Source organism: Brachybacterium sp. SW0106-09 (assembly GCF_001293905.1).
GTDB lineage: Bacteria > Actinomycetota > Actinomycetes > Actinomycetales > Dermabacteraceae > Brachybacterium > Brachybacterium conglomeratum.
Genome location: NZ_BCAK01000003.1, coordinates 37565 through 53428, shown reverse-complemented (window position 1 = coordinate 53428; position 15864 = coordinate 37565). Strand labels below are relative to the sequence as shown.

The 15864-nt window shown below is 75.1% G+C and carries 13 protein-coding genes; 11 read left to right on the top strand and 2 right to left on the bottom strand.

Going from position 1 to position 15864, the window contains the following annotated elements; translation table 11 throughout:
• Positions 1-42: 42 nt before the first annotated feature.
• From Y09_RS02445 to Y09_RS02435, 3 genes are all read left to right on the top strand, one after another.
• Positions 43-2250, top strand: a complete 2208-nt coding sequence (locus Y09_RS02445) for a DUF6541 family protein (RefSeq protein WP_053916078.1) — start codon at positions 43-45, stop codon at positions 2248-2250.
• A complete protein-coding gene (locus tag Y09_RS02440) occupies positions 2247-3566 on the top strand; it encodes a M18 family aminopeptidase (RefSeq protein ID WP_053916077.1) in 1320 nt (439 codons plus the stop codon). Before Y09_RS02445 ends, Y09_RS02440 begins: the two co-directional genes overlap by 4 nt.
• A gap of 74 nt (positions 3567-3640) precedes the next feature.
• A complete protein-coding gene (locus Y09_RS02435) occupies positions 3641-5767 on the top strand; it encodes an acyltransferase family protein (protein WP_053916076.1) in 2127 nt (708 codons plus the stop codon).
• Positions 5768-5801: 34 nt separating this feature from the next.
• On the opposite strand, the gene Y09_RS02430 is transcribed toward Y09_RS02435, so the two are convergent.
• Positions 5802-6068, bottom strand: a complete 267-nt coding sequence (locus Y09_RS02430) for a hypothetical protein (protein ID WP_053916075.1) — start codon at positions 6066-6068, stop codon at positions 5802-5804.
• 92 nt (positions 6069-6160) lie between these two features.
• On the opposite strand from Y09_RS02430, the gene Y09_RS02425 reads away from it, so the two are divergent.
• Entirely contained in the window at positions 6161-6559 is a 399-nt protein-coding gene (locus Y09_RS02425) for a hypothetical protein (protein WP_053916074.1), read from the top strand.
• Positions 6560-6590: 31 nt separating this feature from the next.
• Here Y09_RS02425 and Y09_RS02420 read toward each other — a convergent pair whose 3' ends face one another.
• A complete protein-coding gene (locus Y09_RS02420) occupies positions 6591-8066 on the bottom strand; it encodes a glutamyl-tRNA reductase (RefSeq protein ID WP_053916073.1) in 1476 nt (491 codons plus the stop codon).
• Between the two features lie 299 nt (positions 8067-8365).
• Between Y09_RS02420 and hemE the strand changes: the two genes are divergently transcribed.
• The 7 genes from hemE to hemB are packed head-to-tail and all read left to right on the top strand — an operon-like array spanning position 8366 to position 15810.
• Positions 8366-9424, top strand: a complete 1059-nt coding sequence (gene hemE, locus Y09_RS02415; protein ID WP_053916072.1) for a uroporphyrinogen decarboxylase — start codon at positions 8366-8368, stop codon at positions 9422-9424.
• Positions 9421-10911, top strand: a complete 1491-nt coding sequence (gene hemG, locus Y09_RS02410) for a protoporphyrinogen oxidase (RefSeq protein ID WP_053916071.1) — start codon at positions 9421-9423, stop codon at positions 10909-10911. Before hemE ends, hemG begins: the two co-directional genes overlap by 4 nt.
• The gene (hemQ, locus tag Y09_RS02405) at positions 10908-11633 is read left to right on the top strand and encodes a hydrogen peroxide-dependent heme synthase (RefSeq protein ID WP_053916070.1); all 726 of its coding nucleotides are present in this window, start codon (positions 10908-10910) and stop codon (positions 11631-11633) included. The genes hemG and hemQ overlap by 4 nt, the downstream gene beginning before the upstream one ends.
• Before the next feature lie 46 nt (positions 11634-11679).
• Entirely contained in the window at positions 11680-12933 is a 1254-nt protein-coding gene (locus Y09_RS02400; protein WP_053916069.1) for a ferrochelatase, read from the top strand.
• On the top strand, positions 12930-13949 hold the full coding sequence (gene hemC / locus Y09_RS02395; RefSeq protein ID WP_053916068.1) for a hydroxymethylbilane synthase: 1020 nt from the start codon (positions 12930-12932) through the stop codon (positions 13947-13949). The genes Y09_RS02400 and hemC overlap by 4 nt, the downstream gene beginning before the upstream one ends.
• Positions 13949-14791 (top strand): uroporphyrinogen-III synthase, encoded by an 843-nt coding sequence (locus Y09_RS02390; protein ID WP_053916067.1) that lies wholly within the window; start codon positions 13949-13951, stop codon positions 14789-14791. The genes hemC and Y09_RS02390 overlap by 1 nt, the downstream gene beginning before the upstream one ends.
• Complete coding sequence (gene hemB / locus Y09_RS02385; protein WP_053916066.1) at positions 14788-15810, top strand: porphobilinogen synthase; 1023 nt, start codon at positions 14788-14790, stop codon at positions 15808-15810. The genes Y09_RS02390 and hemB overlap by 4 nt, the downstream gene beginning before the upstream one ends.
• The last annotated feature ends 54 nt before the right edge of the window (positions 15811-15864 follow it).

Genomic DNA, 15864 nt, shown 5'->3' with positions numbered 1-15864 from the left:
CGGGGCGCCCACGCCCCGCCGATGGACTGCAGGAGGCCGTGCGTGGACGTTCTGAGAGTGTTCGCGGTGCTGGTCGCGGCACTCTTCGTGCTCGGCGCGCCCGGACTGCCGACGGTCCTGGCGCTGCGGCTGCGGCCGCTGACGGCCCTCGCCGTGGTGACCCCGGTCTCGGCCGTGCTGATCGCCGCCTCCGCAGAGCTCGGCCACCTCCTCTCGATCCCGTGGACGGTGCTCTCCCCGCTCGTGCTCGGCCTGGTCCTCGGCGGTCTGCTGTGGTCGGCCGGCATCGGCCGACGCCGCTCCCGGCACACCCACCGCGCCGGCGCCGCCCCGGAGCCCGTCGCGCACGACGCGGCGGAGCACCGCGTCGCGGCGGAGGACGCCGACGGCGCAGCGGCCGACGGCGCCGACGCGGCGACCCCCGACGCGCAGACCGTCGACGCAGCGCACGACGCCGAGGGCGCCGCCTCCTCCACGTCCACGGCGACCGCCGCGGCGACGACCACTGCCACAGCCACGACGACCACGGACGTCCCCGGGACCGCCCTCGGCCGCGCCCTCGCCACCCGCCGCGGCCGCGCCGTCACGATCCTGCTCGGCCTCGCGATCGGCGGCGGGTACATCCTGCTGCGCGCGCTGGACATGATGGGCGGCCTGTTCCGGGTCAACCAGTCCTACGACAACGTCTTCCACCTCAACGCCGTGCGGCACATCCTCCGCCTCGGCGACGGCTCCGCCTGGACCGTGGGCGGGATGACCACCCTGCCCGGTGAGGAGACGTTCTACCCCGCGCTCTGGCACCAGACCGTGAGCCTGGTCGTCCAGCTCTCCGGGCAGGACATCGTCCTCGCCTCGAACCTCGTGATGCTGCTGCTGGGCACGACGGTGTGGCCGCTGGCGCTGACGGCACTGGTGCGCACCGGCACGAACGCGGGCCCCGCCGGCTGGCTGGCCGCGGGCGCCCTGGCCGGGGTCGCCTCCGCCTTCCCTCTGTCGATGATGTCCTGGGGCGTGCTGCTGCCCTATCTGTACTCGCTGTCGATGATGCCGCTGGTGCTGATGCTGATCGTGCACCTGGTGCGACTGGCGCCGGACGGGGGCCAGCGCCTCACCGGGGGACAGCTCGGCGTGCTGATGCCCGCCGTCTTCGGGGCGGTCGCGCTCGCCCATCCCCAGGGGGTGTTCGTCGCGCTCGTGATGGGCGTGCCGATGATGGTGTGGGCCGTGCTCGCCACGGCGACCGACCTCGTGCGCCGCCGCCCGCGCGCCGGGATCCGGCTGGCCGTGCTCGTGCCGCTGACCGCCCTCGTCATCGTCGTCGGCCACGACATCTGGTACCGGTTCCGGCCCGTGGAGGCCTCGGCCGCCGTGTGGGACCCGAACGCCACGACGGACGAGGCGATCTGGCAGACCCTCACCCTCGCCCCGAACGCGACCCCGATCTGGCTGCCGCTCGGCGTGCTCGTGGCGCTGTGCGCGCTCGCGGTGCTGATCGGCTCCCGCTCCCGCTGGCTCGTGATCGCCTTCCTCGCCGCGGGCGCCCTCTCGGTCGCGACCCGCTCGCTGCCCGTCGACGACCTGCGCTACGAGCTCACCGGCAACTGGTACAGCGACAACAACCGCATCACGGTGATGCTCGCGACCGCCGCCGTCCCGCTGCTCGCCGTCGGCCTGGACGTGCTGCTGCGATGGGCCGCGCGGCTGCTGCCCGTCCTGCGCGGCGCCGCCGGCGCCGTCCTCGCCGTCGCGCTCTGCCTCGCGATCATCGCGGTGGGCCACTTCTCCCCCAGCACCGAGGTGTCCAAGAGGTATCTCGAGCGCGAGTGGCGCAGCGACAACCTGCTCAGCGACGACGAGCGGACGCTGCTGCTGATGCTGCCGGAGGTGGTCCCCGAGGAGGCCGTCATCGCGACCAACGCCTGGAACGGCAGCTCGCTGGCCTACGCGATCTCGGACCGCGAGGTGCTCAACACCTTCATGAGCTTCCAGGCGGAGGACGAGGTGCACCTGCTCAACGGCCACCTCGACGATGCGCAGAGAGACCCCGAGGTGTGCGATGCGGCGGACGACCTCGGCGTGGACTACGCGCTGGACTTCGGGCCGCAGGAGCTCCACGACCGGTCCGCGACCTACACCGGGCTCAACGAGATCTCCGAGACCGGCGCCGCCGAGGTGGTGCTGCAGGTGGGCGACGCGAAGCTGCTGCGCATGCTCCCCTGCCGCGGCACCGATGGTTCAATGAACGGGTGACCCCCTTCTCCGCCGCGTCCCCCTCCCCCCGCGCCCGCGCCGCCGCGCTCGACCTCGGCGCCTTCGTCACCGCCTCCCCCTCGAGCTTCCACGCCGCCCGCGAGGCGGCCCGGCGCCTCGCCGCGGCAGGCTTCACCGAGCTGGTGGAGACAGCGCCCTGGACCGCAGGCGACGTCGCCGGGGACCGCTTCGTGCTGCGCGACGGCTCGCTCATCGCCTGGTCCGCCCCCGAGGGCGCGGACGCGGCCACCCCCTTCCGGATCGTCGGCTCCCACACCGACTCCCCCGCCCTGAAGGTCAAGCCCGATCCCCGCTTCGGCGCCGAGGGGCTCAGCCAGGTGGGCGTCGAGATCTACGGCGGACCGCTGCTGAACTCCTGGCTGGACCGCGAGCTGCGCCTGGCCGGCCGGCTCGCCCTGGCCGACGGGTCGACCGTCCTCGTGGACACCCCGGGCCTGCTGCGCATCCCGCAGCTCGCCGTGCACCTGGACCGTGGCGTGAACAAGGACGGCCTGACCCTGGACCCGCAGCGGCACATGCAGCCGGTCCTCGGCTTCGCGGGTCTGGACGTGCTGGAGATCCTCGCCCATCACGCCGGGGTGGACCGTGCCGAGATCGTCGGCCTCGACGTCGTCACCGTCGACGCGCAGGCCCCGGCGCTCTTCGGCGCCGACGAGGAGTTCCTCGCCTCGGGCCGGCTCGACAACCTCACCTCCGTGCACGCCGAGGTGGAGGCGCTCGCGACCGTCGCCGGCGCCACCCGCCCGGAGACCGCGGAGGGCCCCGCCCCGATCGCGATGATGGTCGCCAACGACCACGAGGAGGTCGGCTCGGCCACCCGCTCCGGCGCCGCCGGCCCCTTCCTCGAGGACGTGCTGGTGCGCGTCCACGCCGCGCTCGGCGGCGACGAGGCGAGCCGCCGCCAGGTCCTCGCCTCCTCCCTCGTGCTCTCCGCGGACGCCGGCCACGCCGCGCACCCGAACTACCCCGAGCGTCACGACCCCGTCACCAGGCCGCGCCTCGGCGAGGGCCCGATGCTGAAGATCAACGCCCAGCAGCGCTATGCGACCGACGCCGTCGGCATCGCCGCCTTCGTCGCCGCCTGCGAGCGGGCCGGGGTGCCGCACCAGCACTTCGTCTCCCACAACGCCATGCCCTGCGGCTCCACGATCGGGCCGATCACCGCGACCCGTCTGGGCATGACCACGATCGACGTGGGCATCACCCTGCTGTCCATGCACTCCGCCCGCGAGATGTGCGCGACCGCGGACCCGCTGCTGCTGCAGCAGGCCTGCGCCTCCTTCCTGCGGGGCTGACGCCCCGCACGGCGGCGCCCCGCGCATCCCCTCTCCCCCTCCCGGCCCTCCCCGAGATCCTCCGAGTCCCCTCCATGCCTTCGCAGCCCTCCTCCCCCGCCCGCGCCGGGACCGCCGCAGCCGGCGCCGCTCCCGCCGGCGGGACCACGCCCGCCGGTCGCTTCCGCCCCGAGCTGCACGGCCTGCGCGGCCTCGCGATCGGCCTGGTCGTGCTCTACCACGTCTGGTTCGACCGGGTCTCCGGCGGCGTGGACGTGTTCCTGTTCATCTCCGCGTTCCTGCTGGTGGGGACGTTCCTGCGCAAGGCCGATGCGGGCCGGGCGATGCGACCGCCGGCCTACTGGGCCCGCACCTTCAAGCGGCTGCTGCCGCCGACGGCCGTGGTCGCGCTCGCGACCCTCGCCGGGGTGTACCTCGTGCTTCCCGCGGACCGCTGGATGACCGCGCTCACCGATGCGATCGGCTCGGTGCTGCACGTGGAGAACTGGGTGCTGGTCCAGCGGGGCGTGGACTACTACGCGGCGGAGGAGACGGGCGCCTCGGCCTTCCAGCACTTCTGGTCGCTGTCCATCCAGGGGCAGGTGTTCCTGGCGTGGCCGCTGCTGATCGCGGGCGGCGTGCTGCTGGCGCGGTGGCGCGGCTGGTCCGTGCGCGGCGTGCTCGCCGTCGTCTTCGCGCTCGTGCTGGTGGCGTCCTTCGCCTGGTCGGTGCACTCCACCGCCGTCCAGCAGGAGATCGCCTACTTCGACACCTTCGCCCGGCTGTGGGAGTTCGCAGCCGGGTCCCTGCTGGGCCTGGCGCTCCCGGCCTGGGAGGAGCGCCGCGCCCGCACCGGCCGGCGCCGCCGTCCCCGTCCCCGCGCCGCCCTGGTCCCGGTGGTGATGGGCTGGGCGGGCATCGTCGGGCTCGTCTCCTGCGGCCTACTGGTCGACGTGGAGGGCGCCTTCCCGGGCTGGATCGCGGCCTGGCCGCTCGCGGCCGCGGCGCTGGTGCTGTGCGCCGGCACCACCGGGCATCCCCTCGGCGTGGACCGTCTGCTCTCGACCCGTCCCGGCCGGGTGCTCGGCGACATCTCCTACGGCCTGTACCTGGTGCACTGGCCGCTGCTGACCCTCTACCTCGCCCGGGCCGGGAAGGAGCGCGCCGGCCTGCTCGACGGGCTGGTGCTGATCCTGCTCTCGCTGGTGCTCGCCTGGCTGCTCACGAAGGTCGTCGACACCCCGGTCCGGCGCTGGCGCTGGGCGGGAGCGAAGGCGCGGCGCGGCGGCCTCGTGGTCCTCGCCTGCCTCGTCCTCGCGCTCGCACCGATGATCGGCGCGCAGCAGCACCTGCTGGGCGAGCAGCGCGAGGCGGAGGCCCGCGCCGTGGCCGACAATCCCGGCGCCCGCGTGCTGGACCCCGATTTCACCGTCCACCCCGACGCGGACCCGTCGGCCGAGCCGCTGCCCACCGCGGCGACGCTCGGGAAGGACTGGTTCACCGGGACCGAGCCGTGCACGGGCGCTCTCGAGCCGCAGGGCGAGGCCGCCGAGCGGCTCTCCACCCGCTGTGCGCAGATCCCCGGCGAGGAGGGCGGCCCGGTGCTGGTCAGCGCAGGCAACTCCCGCATCGAGCAGTTCACCGGCGCGCTGGCCCCGCTCGCCGCGCGCGAGGGCTGGACCGTGATCACGCTGTGGGAGGGCGGCTGCACCTACGCGCCCGACGCTCATGTCAACGAGGTCTGCGACCGGTTCAGCGCCGACGCCGAGGCGTACATCGAGCAGATCGCGCCGGAGGCCGTGGTGCTGAACACGACCTTCCTCTCCACCGACTACGAGGAGACGCTGGTCCCCGGGATCGAGCAGACCCTCGCTTCGCTCAGCGCGCAGGGCTCGGCGGTGATGGCGCTGCGGGACCAGCCGCGGCTGGAGGTCGAGCCGGTGCCCTGCACGGAGGAGAAGGGCGCGGAGGACCCCTCCTGCATCTCTCCCCTGCCCGCGCCGCTGGCCGAGGAGCGCCCGGACGCGGCGCTGCTCGAGCAGGCGCCGGGCCCCGTCGTGCCGCTGGACGTCAACGACCTGATCTGCCCGGGCGGCGAGTGCCCGCCGGTGATCGGGAACGTGCGCGTCTCGCTCGACAACGACCACATCACCGAGACCTACGCGATCTCGATGCAGGGGGAGGTCGATGCGCGCCTGCGGGAGGGCGGCTTCCGCTGGTGAGGCGCGGGGCCGACGGGCCGAGGTCCGCGCCGGCTCAGCCCCGGCGGACGATCTCCTCGACCGCGTCCTTCGCGGCGCGCGCCCGCACGGTCGCCTCGTGCTCCTCGCCGTGCTCGCGCCGCGCGTCCTTGAGCAGCTCGTCGGCCTGGTAGTAGGCGTCCTCGAGCTGGCCCGCCTCGGCGGTGGCCTCGGCGAGCTCGGCGCGCAGCGTGATCGCCTCGGGCGTCGTGGACTCGCCCTCCTCGAGCAGCGTGAGAAGGCGTCGGGTGGTGTCGCGGACGCGCTCGGCCGGGGTGCTCATTCGGGTCTCCTCGTGCTGGTGGTCGACACCTGATCCTACGGTCCCCCGCCCGGTGCGGCGGCCCCTCGCCCCGGCAGTAGGCTGGGCGCGAGATGGAGATCAACCCCTACGACTCGCGTCTACGCATGCTGCAGCAGATCGACACCGTCGCGATGCAGCGCGAGGCGGCTCCCGACGAGGAGACCGCCGGCTGTCCGGGGTGCCCGTTCTTCTGGACCTGCCCGGTGCCGCACCGCGGCGAGGAGGTCCGCGTCCCGCAGGAGCCGGCGGCGGCCGAGGTCGAGGAGCTCCTGCCGGGCCGTCGCCCCTTCGTGCCCCGGGACGAGTCCGACGTCGGCTGGACCGACGTGTGGGTCGACGAGGACGGCCTGCGGATCGACCCCGAGGACCTCGAGCAGCCGGAGCCGGCGCAGGAGCCGTCCGAGGAGTCCGCGCCGACTCAGGAGGAGCCCGCGCGCCGTCGCCGCTGGTGGAGGCGCTCCCGGCGCTGAACGACGTGCCGTGGTCCCGGCCCCGGGAGGCTCAGCCCTCGGCGTCGTGCCCGGCCGGGCAGCCCCCGCCGCGCAGGGTCCGCCGGGCGAGCTCCGCCCCGGCGGGCCGGCCGCCGACGGCGAGGGCGGCCGCTCCCGCCAGTCCCGCGAGGTCGGCGGGGCCGGGCGGGACCGTGCGGTCCACGCGCATCCAGCCGGCCGGCACGGGCTCGGCGGCGCCGGGCGCCGCCGGCACCGTCGGGTCCTCGGCGCCCTGCGCGGCGGAGATGTCGATCCCGAAGATCGTGTGGAAGGCGGAGACGTACTCGTCGGCGAAGCCGGTCTCGGCCAGGTGCCGGGCCCGCTCGGCGGGCTGGTGCATGACCCTGGCGAGGATGCGGCGCACCGAGCGCTCGAGCTGGTCGGCGGTCTCCCCGGAGACGTCGCGGCGCAGGCGGTCGATCTCCCCGTCGGCCGCGTCGAACACCTCGCGGCGCAGGGCGGCCATCGCCGGGTCGATGCGGCGCACCTCCTGCTGCTGGCGGAAGGCCTCGACGTTCTCGGCGATGATGCCGCGCGCGGTCACCAGCGCCGGGTCCTCGCCGTCCGGGTCCTCCCGGCGCAGGTCCTCCAGCCGCAGCACGGTGATGCCCTCGAGGCGGCGCACGAGGGGGTGGAGGTCGGAGTGCAGCGCGAGGTCGAGCACGACGGTGCGGCCCGCGTTCAGGAACAGCTCGGGGAACAGCGAGGTGCCGCGGCCGGAGGCGGCCAGCACCAGGTCGGCCTCGCGCAGGGCCCGCTCGAGCCCCTCGGCCTCGACGGCCTCCGCGCCGTGGCGCTCGGCGAAGCCCGCCGCCCGCCCGGACGGCGAGAAGACCTGCATCCGGGAGACGCCGCGTCGCGCCAGCTCCGACAGCCCCAGCCGGGCGTAGGCGCCGGTGCCGACGATCAGCACGCTGCGGCCCTCGAAACCGCCGAGCTGCATCCCGGCGCGGTCCAGCGCGACGGCGGCGCCGGAGCGACCCGCGGCGCCGACGGGGGCCTGGGTGGCGACGCTCTTGGCGCAGCGGAAGCCGTGCTGGAAGAGGTCGTGGAGCATCGAGGTGGTGCGACCGGCGCGGCGCGCGGCCTCGTAGGCCTGCTTCACCTGGCCGGAGATCTCGGCCTCGCCCATCACGATCGACCGCAGCCCCGAGGTGACCTCGAACAGGTGCTGCGGGACGGGGGCGTCCATCGCGGCGTCGAAGCAGAGGGAGACCACCTCGCGGTCCAGGCCGCTGGTGCGGGAGACCGCGTCGATCACGAGCTCGACGCCCTCGTGGAAGCGCTCGGTGTCGAGGTAGACCTCGAGCCGGTTGCAGGTGCTGAGCACCACCGCTCCGGAGACGACGGGCGGGGCGCCGATGGTCCCGGCGCGCTCGGCCTGCAGCTCCTCGAGCGCCTCGGGCAGGGACTCCGCACCCCGGGTCAGGGCGTCGAGCATCTCGAGGTCGAGATGCTCGTGGGAGGCACGGAGAGCAGCGAGCATGATCCTCAGTCTAGGCACGTCCGCCCCTCGCTCCGCCCCCGGAGGACCTGTCTGGCGACGCCGCGCGCGAACGTGTGCACAATGGGGGCGTCATGAACCAGAACCCCATGTCAGAGCCCATTTTTGCCGACGGTGCGTCAGATCGATCGCGACACCTGTCAGCATCCGGGAACGCCGCAGGCCCCGGGCTCGCCACCGCTGCCGCACCCCTTGCCGAGACCCCTTCGACGCACCCCCTCACGGGCCCCGGATCGCTCCCCGAGGAGCATCCCGCGCGCCGCTCCGCCGTCGACGGCGGCGTGGCCGACGCCTCACTGCTGCAGGAGCTGCGCGGCGTGAGGAGCGACACACCGAGCGTGTGGTTCATGCGTCAGGCGGGGCGCTCGCTGCCCGAGTACCGGGCGCTGCGCGAGGGCACCACGATGCTCGACTCCTGCGTCCGCCCCGACATGGCCGCGGAGATCACGCTCCAGCCGGTGCGCCGCCACGGCGTGGACGCCGGGATCTTCTTCTCGGACATCGTCGTCCCCGCCCGCCTCGCCGGGCTCGGCGTCGAGATCCGCCCGGGCGTCGGCCCGGTCTTCGACCATCCCGTGCGCACCGAGGCCGACATCGAGGCGCTGCCCCCGCTCGGCGACGACTACGAGGAGGCGCTCGCCCCGATCCGCGAGGCGGTGCGCCTGACCGTGGCGGAGCTCGGCACCACGCCCCTGATCGGCTTCGCCGGCGCCCCCTTCACCGTCGCGAGCTACATGGTCGAGGGCGGCCCCAGCCGTGACCACCTGCGCACCCGCGCGCTGATGCGCTCGCGCCCGGACCTGTGGGAGCGCCTGGCGACCTGGGTCGCGGAGCTGTCGGGCCGCTTCCTGCGGGCCCAGGTCCTCGCGGGCGCCTCCGCGGTGCAGCTGTTCGACTCCTGGGTGGGCGCGCTCGGGCAGGAGCAGTACCTCGAGCACGTGCAGGCCCATTCCGCCGCTGCGCTCGCCCATGTCTCCGACCTCCCCGTGCCGCGGATCCACTTCGGCGTCGGGGCCGCGCACCTGCTGCTGCCGATGCTCGGCGCCGGCGCGACCGCGATGGGCGTGGACCACCGCCTGCGCCTGGACCGGGCGCTGGAGGTCCTCCCCGCCGGCACCCCGGTGCAGGGCAACATCGACCCCGCGGTCCTGTTCACCTCGGAGGAGGCGCGCTTCGCGGAGGCGCGCGGCGTGCTCGAGGCGGGCGCGGCCGCGGCCGGGCACGTGGTGAACCTCGGCCACGGCGTCCCGCCGGACACGGACCCGCAGGTCCTCACCGACCTGGTCGCCTTCCTCCACTCCCAGCGCGTCCCGCGCGCCGCGGAGGCGCCCGAGGCATGAGCGCCCGGATCCTCGTCGTCGGCGGCGGCCTCGCGGGGCTGCTCGCCGCCCGACGCCACCAGCGCGCGGGGCACCGCGTGGTGCTGCTCGAGGCCGAGGACCGCCTCGGCGGCGCGGTCGCGGAGCTCGCCCTCCCGGGCGCCGGCGACCTCGCCCTGAACGCGGGCGCGGAGGCGTACTCGACCGCCTCCGGCGCGGTCGACGCGCTGGTCGCGCAGCTAGGGCTCGCAGATCGGATCGTCTCCCCGCGCGAGGGGCTCGGCAGCCGGATCGTCTCCGCCGCCGGGGTGCACCGCGCCCCGGCCGGCGCCCTGCTCGGGGTGCCCGGCCGACCGCTCGCCGCCGACGTCCGCGCCGTGCTCGGCTGGCCGGGGGCGCTGCGCGCGGCGCTCGAGCCCCTGCTGCCCGCCCGCGTCGGCGCACGGCCCGGGGCGACCGTCGCCGAGACGGTGGGACGCCGGATGGGCCGACGGGCGCTCGAGCGGCTCGTCGCCCCGATCGTCGGCGGGGTGCACTCCGCCGATCCGGCCGAGCTCGAGCTCGCCGCCGCCTCCCCGCAGCTCGCGACGGGCCTGGCCGAGCACGGCTCGCTGGTGCGGACCGTGCGCCGCCTGCGCGGCGGGGGACGACGGGGCGACGCCGGCCGCACGGCCGGCGCGAGCGCCGGGACCCGTGTGCACGCCCTCGCCCCGACCATGGCGGCCCTTCCCGCGGCGCTGCGCGAGGAGCTGCTCGCCGCGGGCGGGATCGTGCGCACCGGCGTGGAGGTCACGGGCCTGGACCGCGAGGGCGAGCCGTGGCGGGTCCGCACCGCCCGAGGCGAGCAGCTCGAGGCCGACCGCCTCGTGCTGGCCTGCCCTCCTGACACCGCCCGCGTCCTGCTCGCCGGGGCCGCGCCGGAGATCGCGGAGGCGATCCCGGAGACCCCGTCGGCCGCGGTGCGGCTGGTCGCCCTGGTGCTGGACGCCCCCGCCCTGGACGCCCATCCCTCGGGGACCGGGGCCCTCGTCGCGCCAGGCACCCCGGGGATCCGCGCGAAGGCCCTCACCCATGCGAGCGCCAAGTGGGAGCACGTCGAGCGCGCGCTGCGCGAGGCCCTCCCGTCGGCCGCCTCCCCGCACCTGGTGCGCCTCTCCTACGGCCGTCCCAGCGAACAGCTGCCGGAGCGGGAGGAGATCGTCGACCTCGCCCTCGCCGACGCCTCCGCGATCCTCCGCACCCCGCTCACCCGCTCCCGGCTCGCGGACTCCGCCGTGATCGACTGGGACCGGGCGATGCGCCGGCCCCGCCCCGGCCACCGCGCCGCCCTCGACGCGCTCGCGGCGCTGCTCGAGGCGCGGGACGACCTCGAGCTCGTCGGCTCCTGGCGGGCCGGCACCGGCCTCGACGCGATCGTCCGCGCCGAGGACGGACGCGCCGAGGACGCCTCCGCCCCGCAGACCACCCCGATCTCTCCCACCGCTCCCACGGAAGGAACCCCACGATGAACGACACCCCCGCCTCGACCCCCGAGCAGCTCGCGCAGACCACCCGGTACACGAGCTACACCGTGTTCCGCCGCCTCTCGGGCCTGACCGAGGACGGCGAGCTCACCGCCGCCCAGGTCGCCGAGGCGCTCGCCCAGACGGTCCCACTGATCGAGTCTGCCAGCGATGGAGGAGTCGAGATCCTCGGCTTCTACGACGTCTCCGGCTTCCGCGCCGAGGACGACCTGATGCTATGGCTCGCCGCCGAGGACCCCGAGGCGCTGCAGCGCGGCCTGCGCGAGTTCGAGCGCTCCCTGGTCGGCACCTGGCTGCACCGCGAGTGGTCGTCGGTCGGCGTGCACCGCATGGCCGAGTTCGCCAAGGGCCACGTCCCCTCGTTCATGGTCCCGAGCGCGACGCGCAAGCAGTGGATCACCGTGTACCCCTTCGTGCGCAGCTACGAGTGGTACCTGCTGCCCGACGAGGAGCGCAATCGCATGCTGCGCGAGCACGGCCTGCTGGGCCGGGACTACCCGCAGGTGAACGCCAACACGGTCGCCGCCTTCGCACTCGGCGACTACGAGTGGCTGCTCTCCTTCGAGGCCGATGATCTGCACGACCTCGTCGACATGATGCGCCACCTGCGCTACTCCGATGCGCGCCTGCACGTGCGCGACGAGCTCCCCTTCCACACCGGCCGCCGCCTCGAGGACCTCGAGGACGTCGCCGCGCTCCTGGCCTGATCCCGGACGCCTCCCTGCCCGCACGACCTTCACCGAGGACCACACCATGACCGACACCACCACCCATATGCCCGCGCCGCGCACCGCGGCCCCCGACTCCCCCACCCATGCGCGACGCGGCGAGGCCCGTCCCTTCGACGCGATCCTGTTCTCCTCCTTCGGCGGCCCCGACGGGCAGGACGACGTCATCCCCTTCCTGCGCAACGTCACCCGCGGTCGCGGGATCCCCGACGAGCGGCTGGAGGAGGTCGCGGGCCACTACCGCGCTCTCGGCGGACGCAGCCCGATCACCGAGCAGAACGAGGCGATGATCGCCGCGCTCGCGGAGGAGCTCGCCCGCCGCGACGTGGATCTGCCGATCTACTTCGGCAACCGCAACTGGGCGCCCTACAACGCCGAGGCCGTCCGCGCTCTGCACGCCGACGGCCACCGCCACGCACTCGGTCTCGTCACCAGCGCGTACTCCTCGTACTCCTCCTGCCGGCAATACCGGGAGGACTTCGGCATGGTGCTCGAGGAGACCGGTCTGGCCGGCGAGGTCACCATCGACAAGGTCCGCGTCTACTTCAACCACCCCGGGTTCCTCGCGCCGGTGGTCGACGGCGTCGAGGCCGCACTGGCGAGCCTCGCCTCCGAGGGCCACGACAGCGAGCGCATCGCGGTGCTCTTCTCCACCCACTCGGTGCCCACGGCGATGGCCGAGGCCTCCGGGCCGGAGGAGACGCGGTTCGAGGGATCCGGCGGCTGGTACGTCGAGCAGCATCTCGCCGCCTGCCGATGGGTGATGGACCAGCTGCACGACGATGCCCCCGAGCTTCCCGACTGGCAGCTCGTCTACCAGTCCCGCTCCGGGGCGCCGCACATCCCGTGGCTCGAGCCGGACGTGAACGACGTCATCGCCCGGCTCGCCGAGGAGGACTCCGTCGACGCGGTCGTCGTCGTCCCCATCGGCTTCGTCACCGATCATGTGGAGGTCGTCTGGGACCTGGACACCGAGGCGAAGGAGACCGCCGAGGAGAAGGGCCTCGCCTTCCGCCGCGTCGCCACTTCCGGGGAGGATCCCCGCTTCATCGCCGCCCTCGCGGATCTCGTCCAGGAGCGGCTGGACGAGTCCTTCCCGCGACGGGTGGTCACTGATTTCGGGGGCACCCCGGACGTGTGCGGGACGAACTGCTGCGCAGGACGCATCTGCCGTCCCACCACCAGCGCGGTGGACTCCGCGTCGGACGTCGAGCGGGCCCGGGCCGAGCGCCGCGCCGCGGCCGGCGACGGCCAGGCGGGCACAGGATCCCTCTCGTGACCGCGTCCCCGCTCCGGCTCGGCACCCGCGCCTCCGAGCTCGCGCTCACGCAGTCCGGGCACGTCGGCGCCGCGGTCGTGGAGGGCACGGGTCACGAGGTCGAGCTGGTGCACGTGAGCACCCATGGCGACCGCGACCGCACAAGCCCTCTCGCCCAGATCGGCGGCACCGGCGTGTTCGTCACCGCCGTGCGACAGGCGCTGCTGGACGGCGAGGTCGATGTGGTGGTCCATTCCTGGAAGGACCTGCCCACCGCGCCGCTGGACGAGATCACGCTCGCCTGCTCGCCCGTGCGGGAGGACCCGCGCGATGCGCTGTGCGCCCGTGACGGGATGACCCTCGCGCAGCTCCCGGCCGGGGCGCGGGTGGGCACCGGCTCCCCGCGTCGCGGCGCGCAGCTGCTGCGGGCGCGGCCCGATCTCGAGGTCGTGGGGATCCGCGGCAATGTCGAGACCCGCCTGAACCGAGCGCTCGGGAAGGACGCGGACCTCGATGCCGTGGTGCTCGCCGCCTCGGGGCTGCGCCGCGTGGGCAGGGAGGCCGTGATCAGCGAGCTCCTGCCGGTCGAGGTCATGCTGCCCGCCCCCGCCCAGGGCGCGCTCGCGGTCGAGGCGACCACCGCCGCGCTCGCGCCGTCGCCCTGGTTCGCCGAGCGGCTCGCGGCGGTCGACGACGCGGCCACCCGCGCCGCGGTCACGGCGGAGCGGTCCCTGCTGCGGGCGCTCGAGGCGGGCTGCTCCGCCCCGGTCGCCGCGTACGCGGTGCTGGAGCCGGGCGCGGAGCCCGGCCCGGGGCCCGATACGGCGCCCGCCGCCACGCAGGTCCTGCGCCTGCGCGCCCTCGCGATCCGTCCCGACGGGACGCACGTCGTCGAGGGCGAGGCCCGGGTGGACCTGGACCTCGCCGCCGATGCGCTCTCCGGGCCGGGCTCGGTCCCGGTCGAGCTCGGCCAGGAGCTCGCCGCGGACCTGCTCTCCCGCGGCGCCGGCGAGATCCTCGCGGAGGCCCGCGCCTGATGCCCTCCGCCGAGATGCCCTCCTCCCCGCCCCGCGCCGCCGGGCCCGTGCTGGTCACGCGCCCGGCGGGGCGGGGCGAGCATCTCGCGAGCCTGCTCGAGGCGGAGGGGCTCACGGCCGAGCACGCCCCGCTGACCCGCCTCGTCCCGAGCACCGGCGAGGAGCTCGAGGCCGCCCTCGAGCAGCTCGCCGCGGGCGCGTTCACGCATCTCGTGGTCACCTCCCGCACCGCCGCAGAGCGCCTCGCCGGGGCGGAGGCTCCCTTCGAGACGGCGGTCATCGCCGTCGGAGGGGGCACCGCCGAGACCCTGCGGGCGGCGGGTCTCTCCCCGACCGCCGTGGCCGACGGCTCCGGTACGGCGCTCGTCGCCGCGATGCCGCCCGCCGCCCCGGGCGACCGAGTGCTGCTGCCCGCCTCGGCCGCCGCCTCCCGCACCGTCCCCGAGGGGCTGCGCGCGGCCGGCTACGAGGTGGTGGAGGTCGAGGCCTACCGTCCCGAGCCCGTGGACCCGCCCCCGGCGGTCGCGGAGTCCCTGGCCGCAGGGCGGTACGCGGCGATCGTGCTGACCAGCCCGATGATCGCCCGACGCGCCGCCGAGCTCGGCGTGCACCCCGCCACCGCGGTGATCGCCATCGGCGACCCGACCGCCGAGGCCGTCCGCGCGGCCGGCCTCGGCCCCCTCCACCAGGCCGCCGCCCCGACCGACGAGGCGCTCGTCGCGGCCGTCCTCGAGGCGCTCGACGCGGCGCCGCACGAGCCGCCCCCGTCAGGCCCCGCCGCTCCGAGCCCCGCCCCGTCGGCCGCCCACCCCTCGCACCCCCGATCGAAGGAGACCCGATGACCCAGCCGACCCTCCCCGGACCGATCGACCGCCCTCGCCGCCTGCGCAGCAGCGCCGTGATGCGCTCCCTGGTGCGGGAGCACGCCCTCCGGCCCGCCGACCTCGTGCTGCCGATGTTCGTGCGCGAGGGCGCGCGCGAGAACCGGCCGGTGTCCTCGATGCCCGGCGTCGAGCAGCACACGATGGACTCCCTGGTCCGCGCCGCGACCGAGGCGGCCGAGCGCGGCGTCGGCGGCGTGATGCTCTTCGGCGTGCCCGAGCACAAGGACGCCGTCGGCTCCGGCGCCACCGACCCGGACGGGATCCTGAACCTCGCCCTGGCCCGCCTGCGCGCCGAGCTCGGCGATCGGACCGTGATCATGGCCGACCTGTGCCTGGACGAGTTCACCGACCACGGCCACTGCGGCGTGCTGGACGCCGACGGCCGGGTCGACAACGACGCGACGCTCGTGCGCTACCGCGAGATGGCCCTCGCGCAGGCCGAGGCCGGCGCGCACCTGCTGGGGCCGTCGGGGATGATGGACGGCCAGATCGCCGCGATCCGCGATGCGCTCGATGCCGAAGGGCATCTCGAGACCGCGCTCTTCGCCTACACCGCGAAGTACGCCTCCGCCTTCTACGGCCCGTTCCGCGAGGCCGTGGACTCGTCCCTGCAGGGCGATCGCCGCACCTACCAGCAGGATCCCGCCAACGGCCGCGAGGCGCTGCGCGAGCTGGAGCTCGACGTCGCCGAGGGCGCGGACCTCGTCATGGTCAAGCCCGGCCTGCCCTATCTCGACGTACTGAAGGACGTCGCCGCCGCCTCCCCCGTCCCCGTCGGCGCCTACCAGGTCTCCGGCGAGTACGCGATGATCGAGGCGGCCGCGGCGAACGGCTGGATCGACCGTGACCGCACCGTGCTCGAGTCGCTGCTGGCCTTCCGCCGCGCCGGTGCCTCGACCGTCCTGACCTATTACGCGAGCGAGGTCGCGGGCTGGTTCCAGCAGGGCCTGCCCCCGCACCTGCGCGAGTTCGCCTGAGCCGCAGCCCGGCCCGCGCCCGTCGGCGCGCCCGCCGTGCCGCGGCCCGGCGCC

Bases quoted from the DNA above. Each gene is read 5' to 3' on its own strand.
- Y09_RS02435 (WP_053916076.1), top strand. From the start codon at position 3,641: ATGCCTTCGCAGCCCTCCTCCCCCGCCCGCGCCGGGACCGCCGCAGCC.
- Y09_RS02430 (WP_053916075.1), bottom strand. From the start codon at position 6,068: ATGAGCACCCCGGCCGAGCGCGTCCGCGACACCACCCGACGCCTTCTC.
- Y09_RS02425 (WP_053916074.1), top strand. From the start codon at position 6,161: ATGGAGATCAACCCCTACGACTCGCGTCTACGCATGCTGCAGCAGATC.
- Y09_RS02420 (WP_053916073.1), bottom strand. From the start codon at position 8,066: ATGCTCGCTGCTCTCCGTGCCTCCCACGAGCATCTCGACCTCGAGATG.
- hemG (WP_053916071.1), top strand. From the start codon at position 9,421: ATGAGCGCCCGGATCCTCGTCGTCGGCGGCGGCCTCGCGGGGCTGCTC.
- hemQ (WP_053916070.1), top strand. From the start codon at position 10,908: ATGAACGACACCCCCGCCTCGACCCCCGAGCAGCTCGCGCAGACCACC.
- Y09_RS02400 (WP_053916069.1), top strand. From the start codon at position 11,680: ATGACCGACACCACCACCCATATGCCCGCGCCGCGCACCGCGGCCCCC.
- Y09_RS02390 (WP_053916067.1), top strand. From the start codon at position 13,949: ATGCCCTCCGCCGAGATGCCCTCCTCCCCGCCCCGCGCCGCCGGGCCC.
- hemB (WP_053916066.1), top strand. From the start codon at position 14,788: ATGACCCAGCCGACCCTCCCCGGACCGATCGACCGCCCTCGCCGCCTG.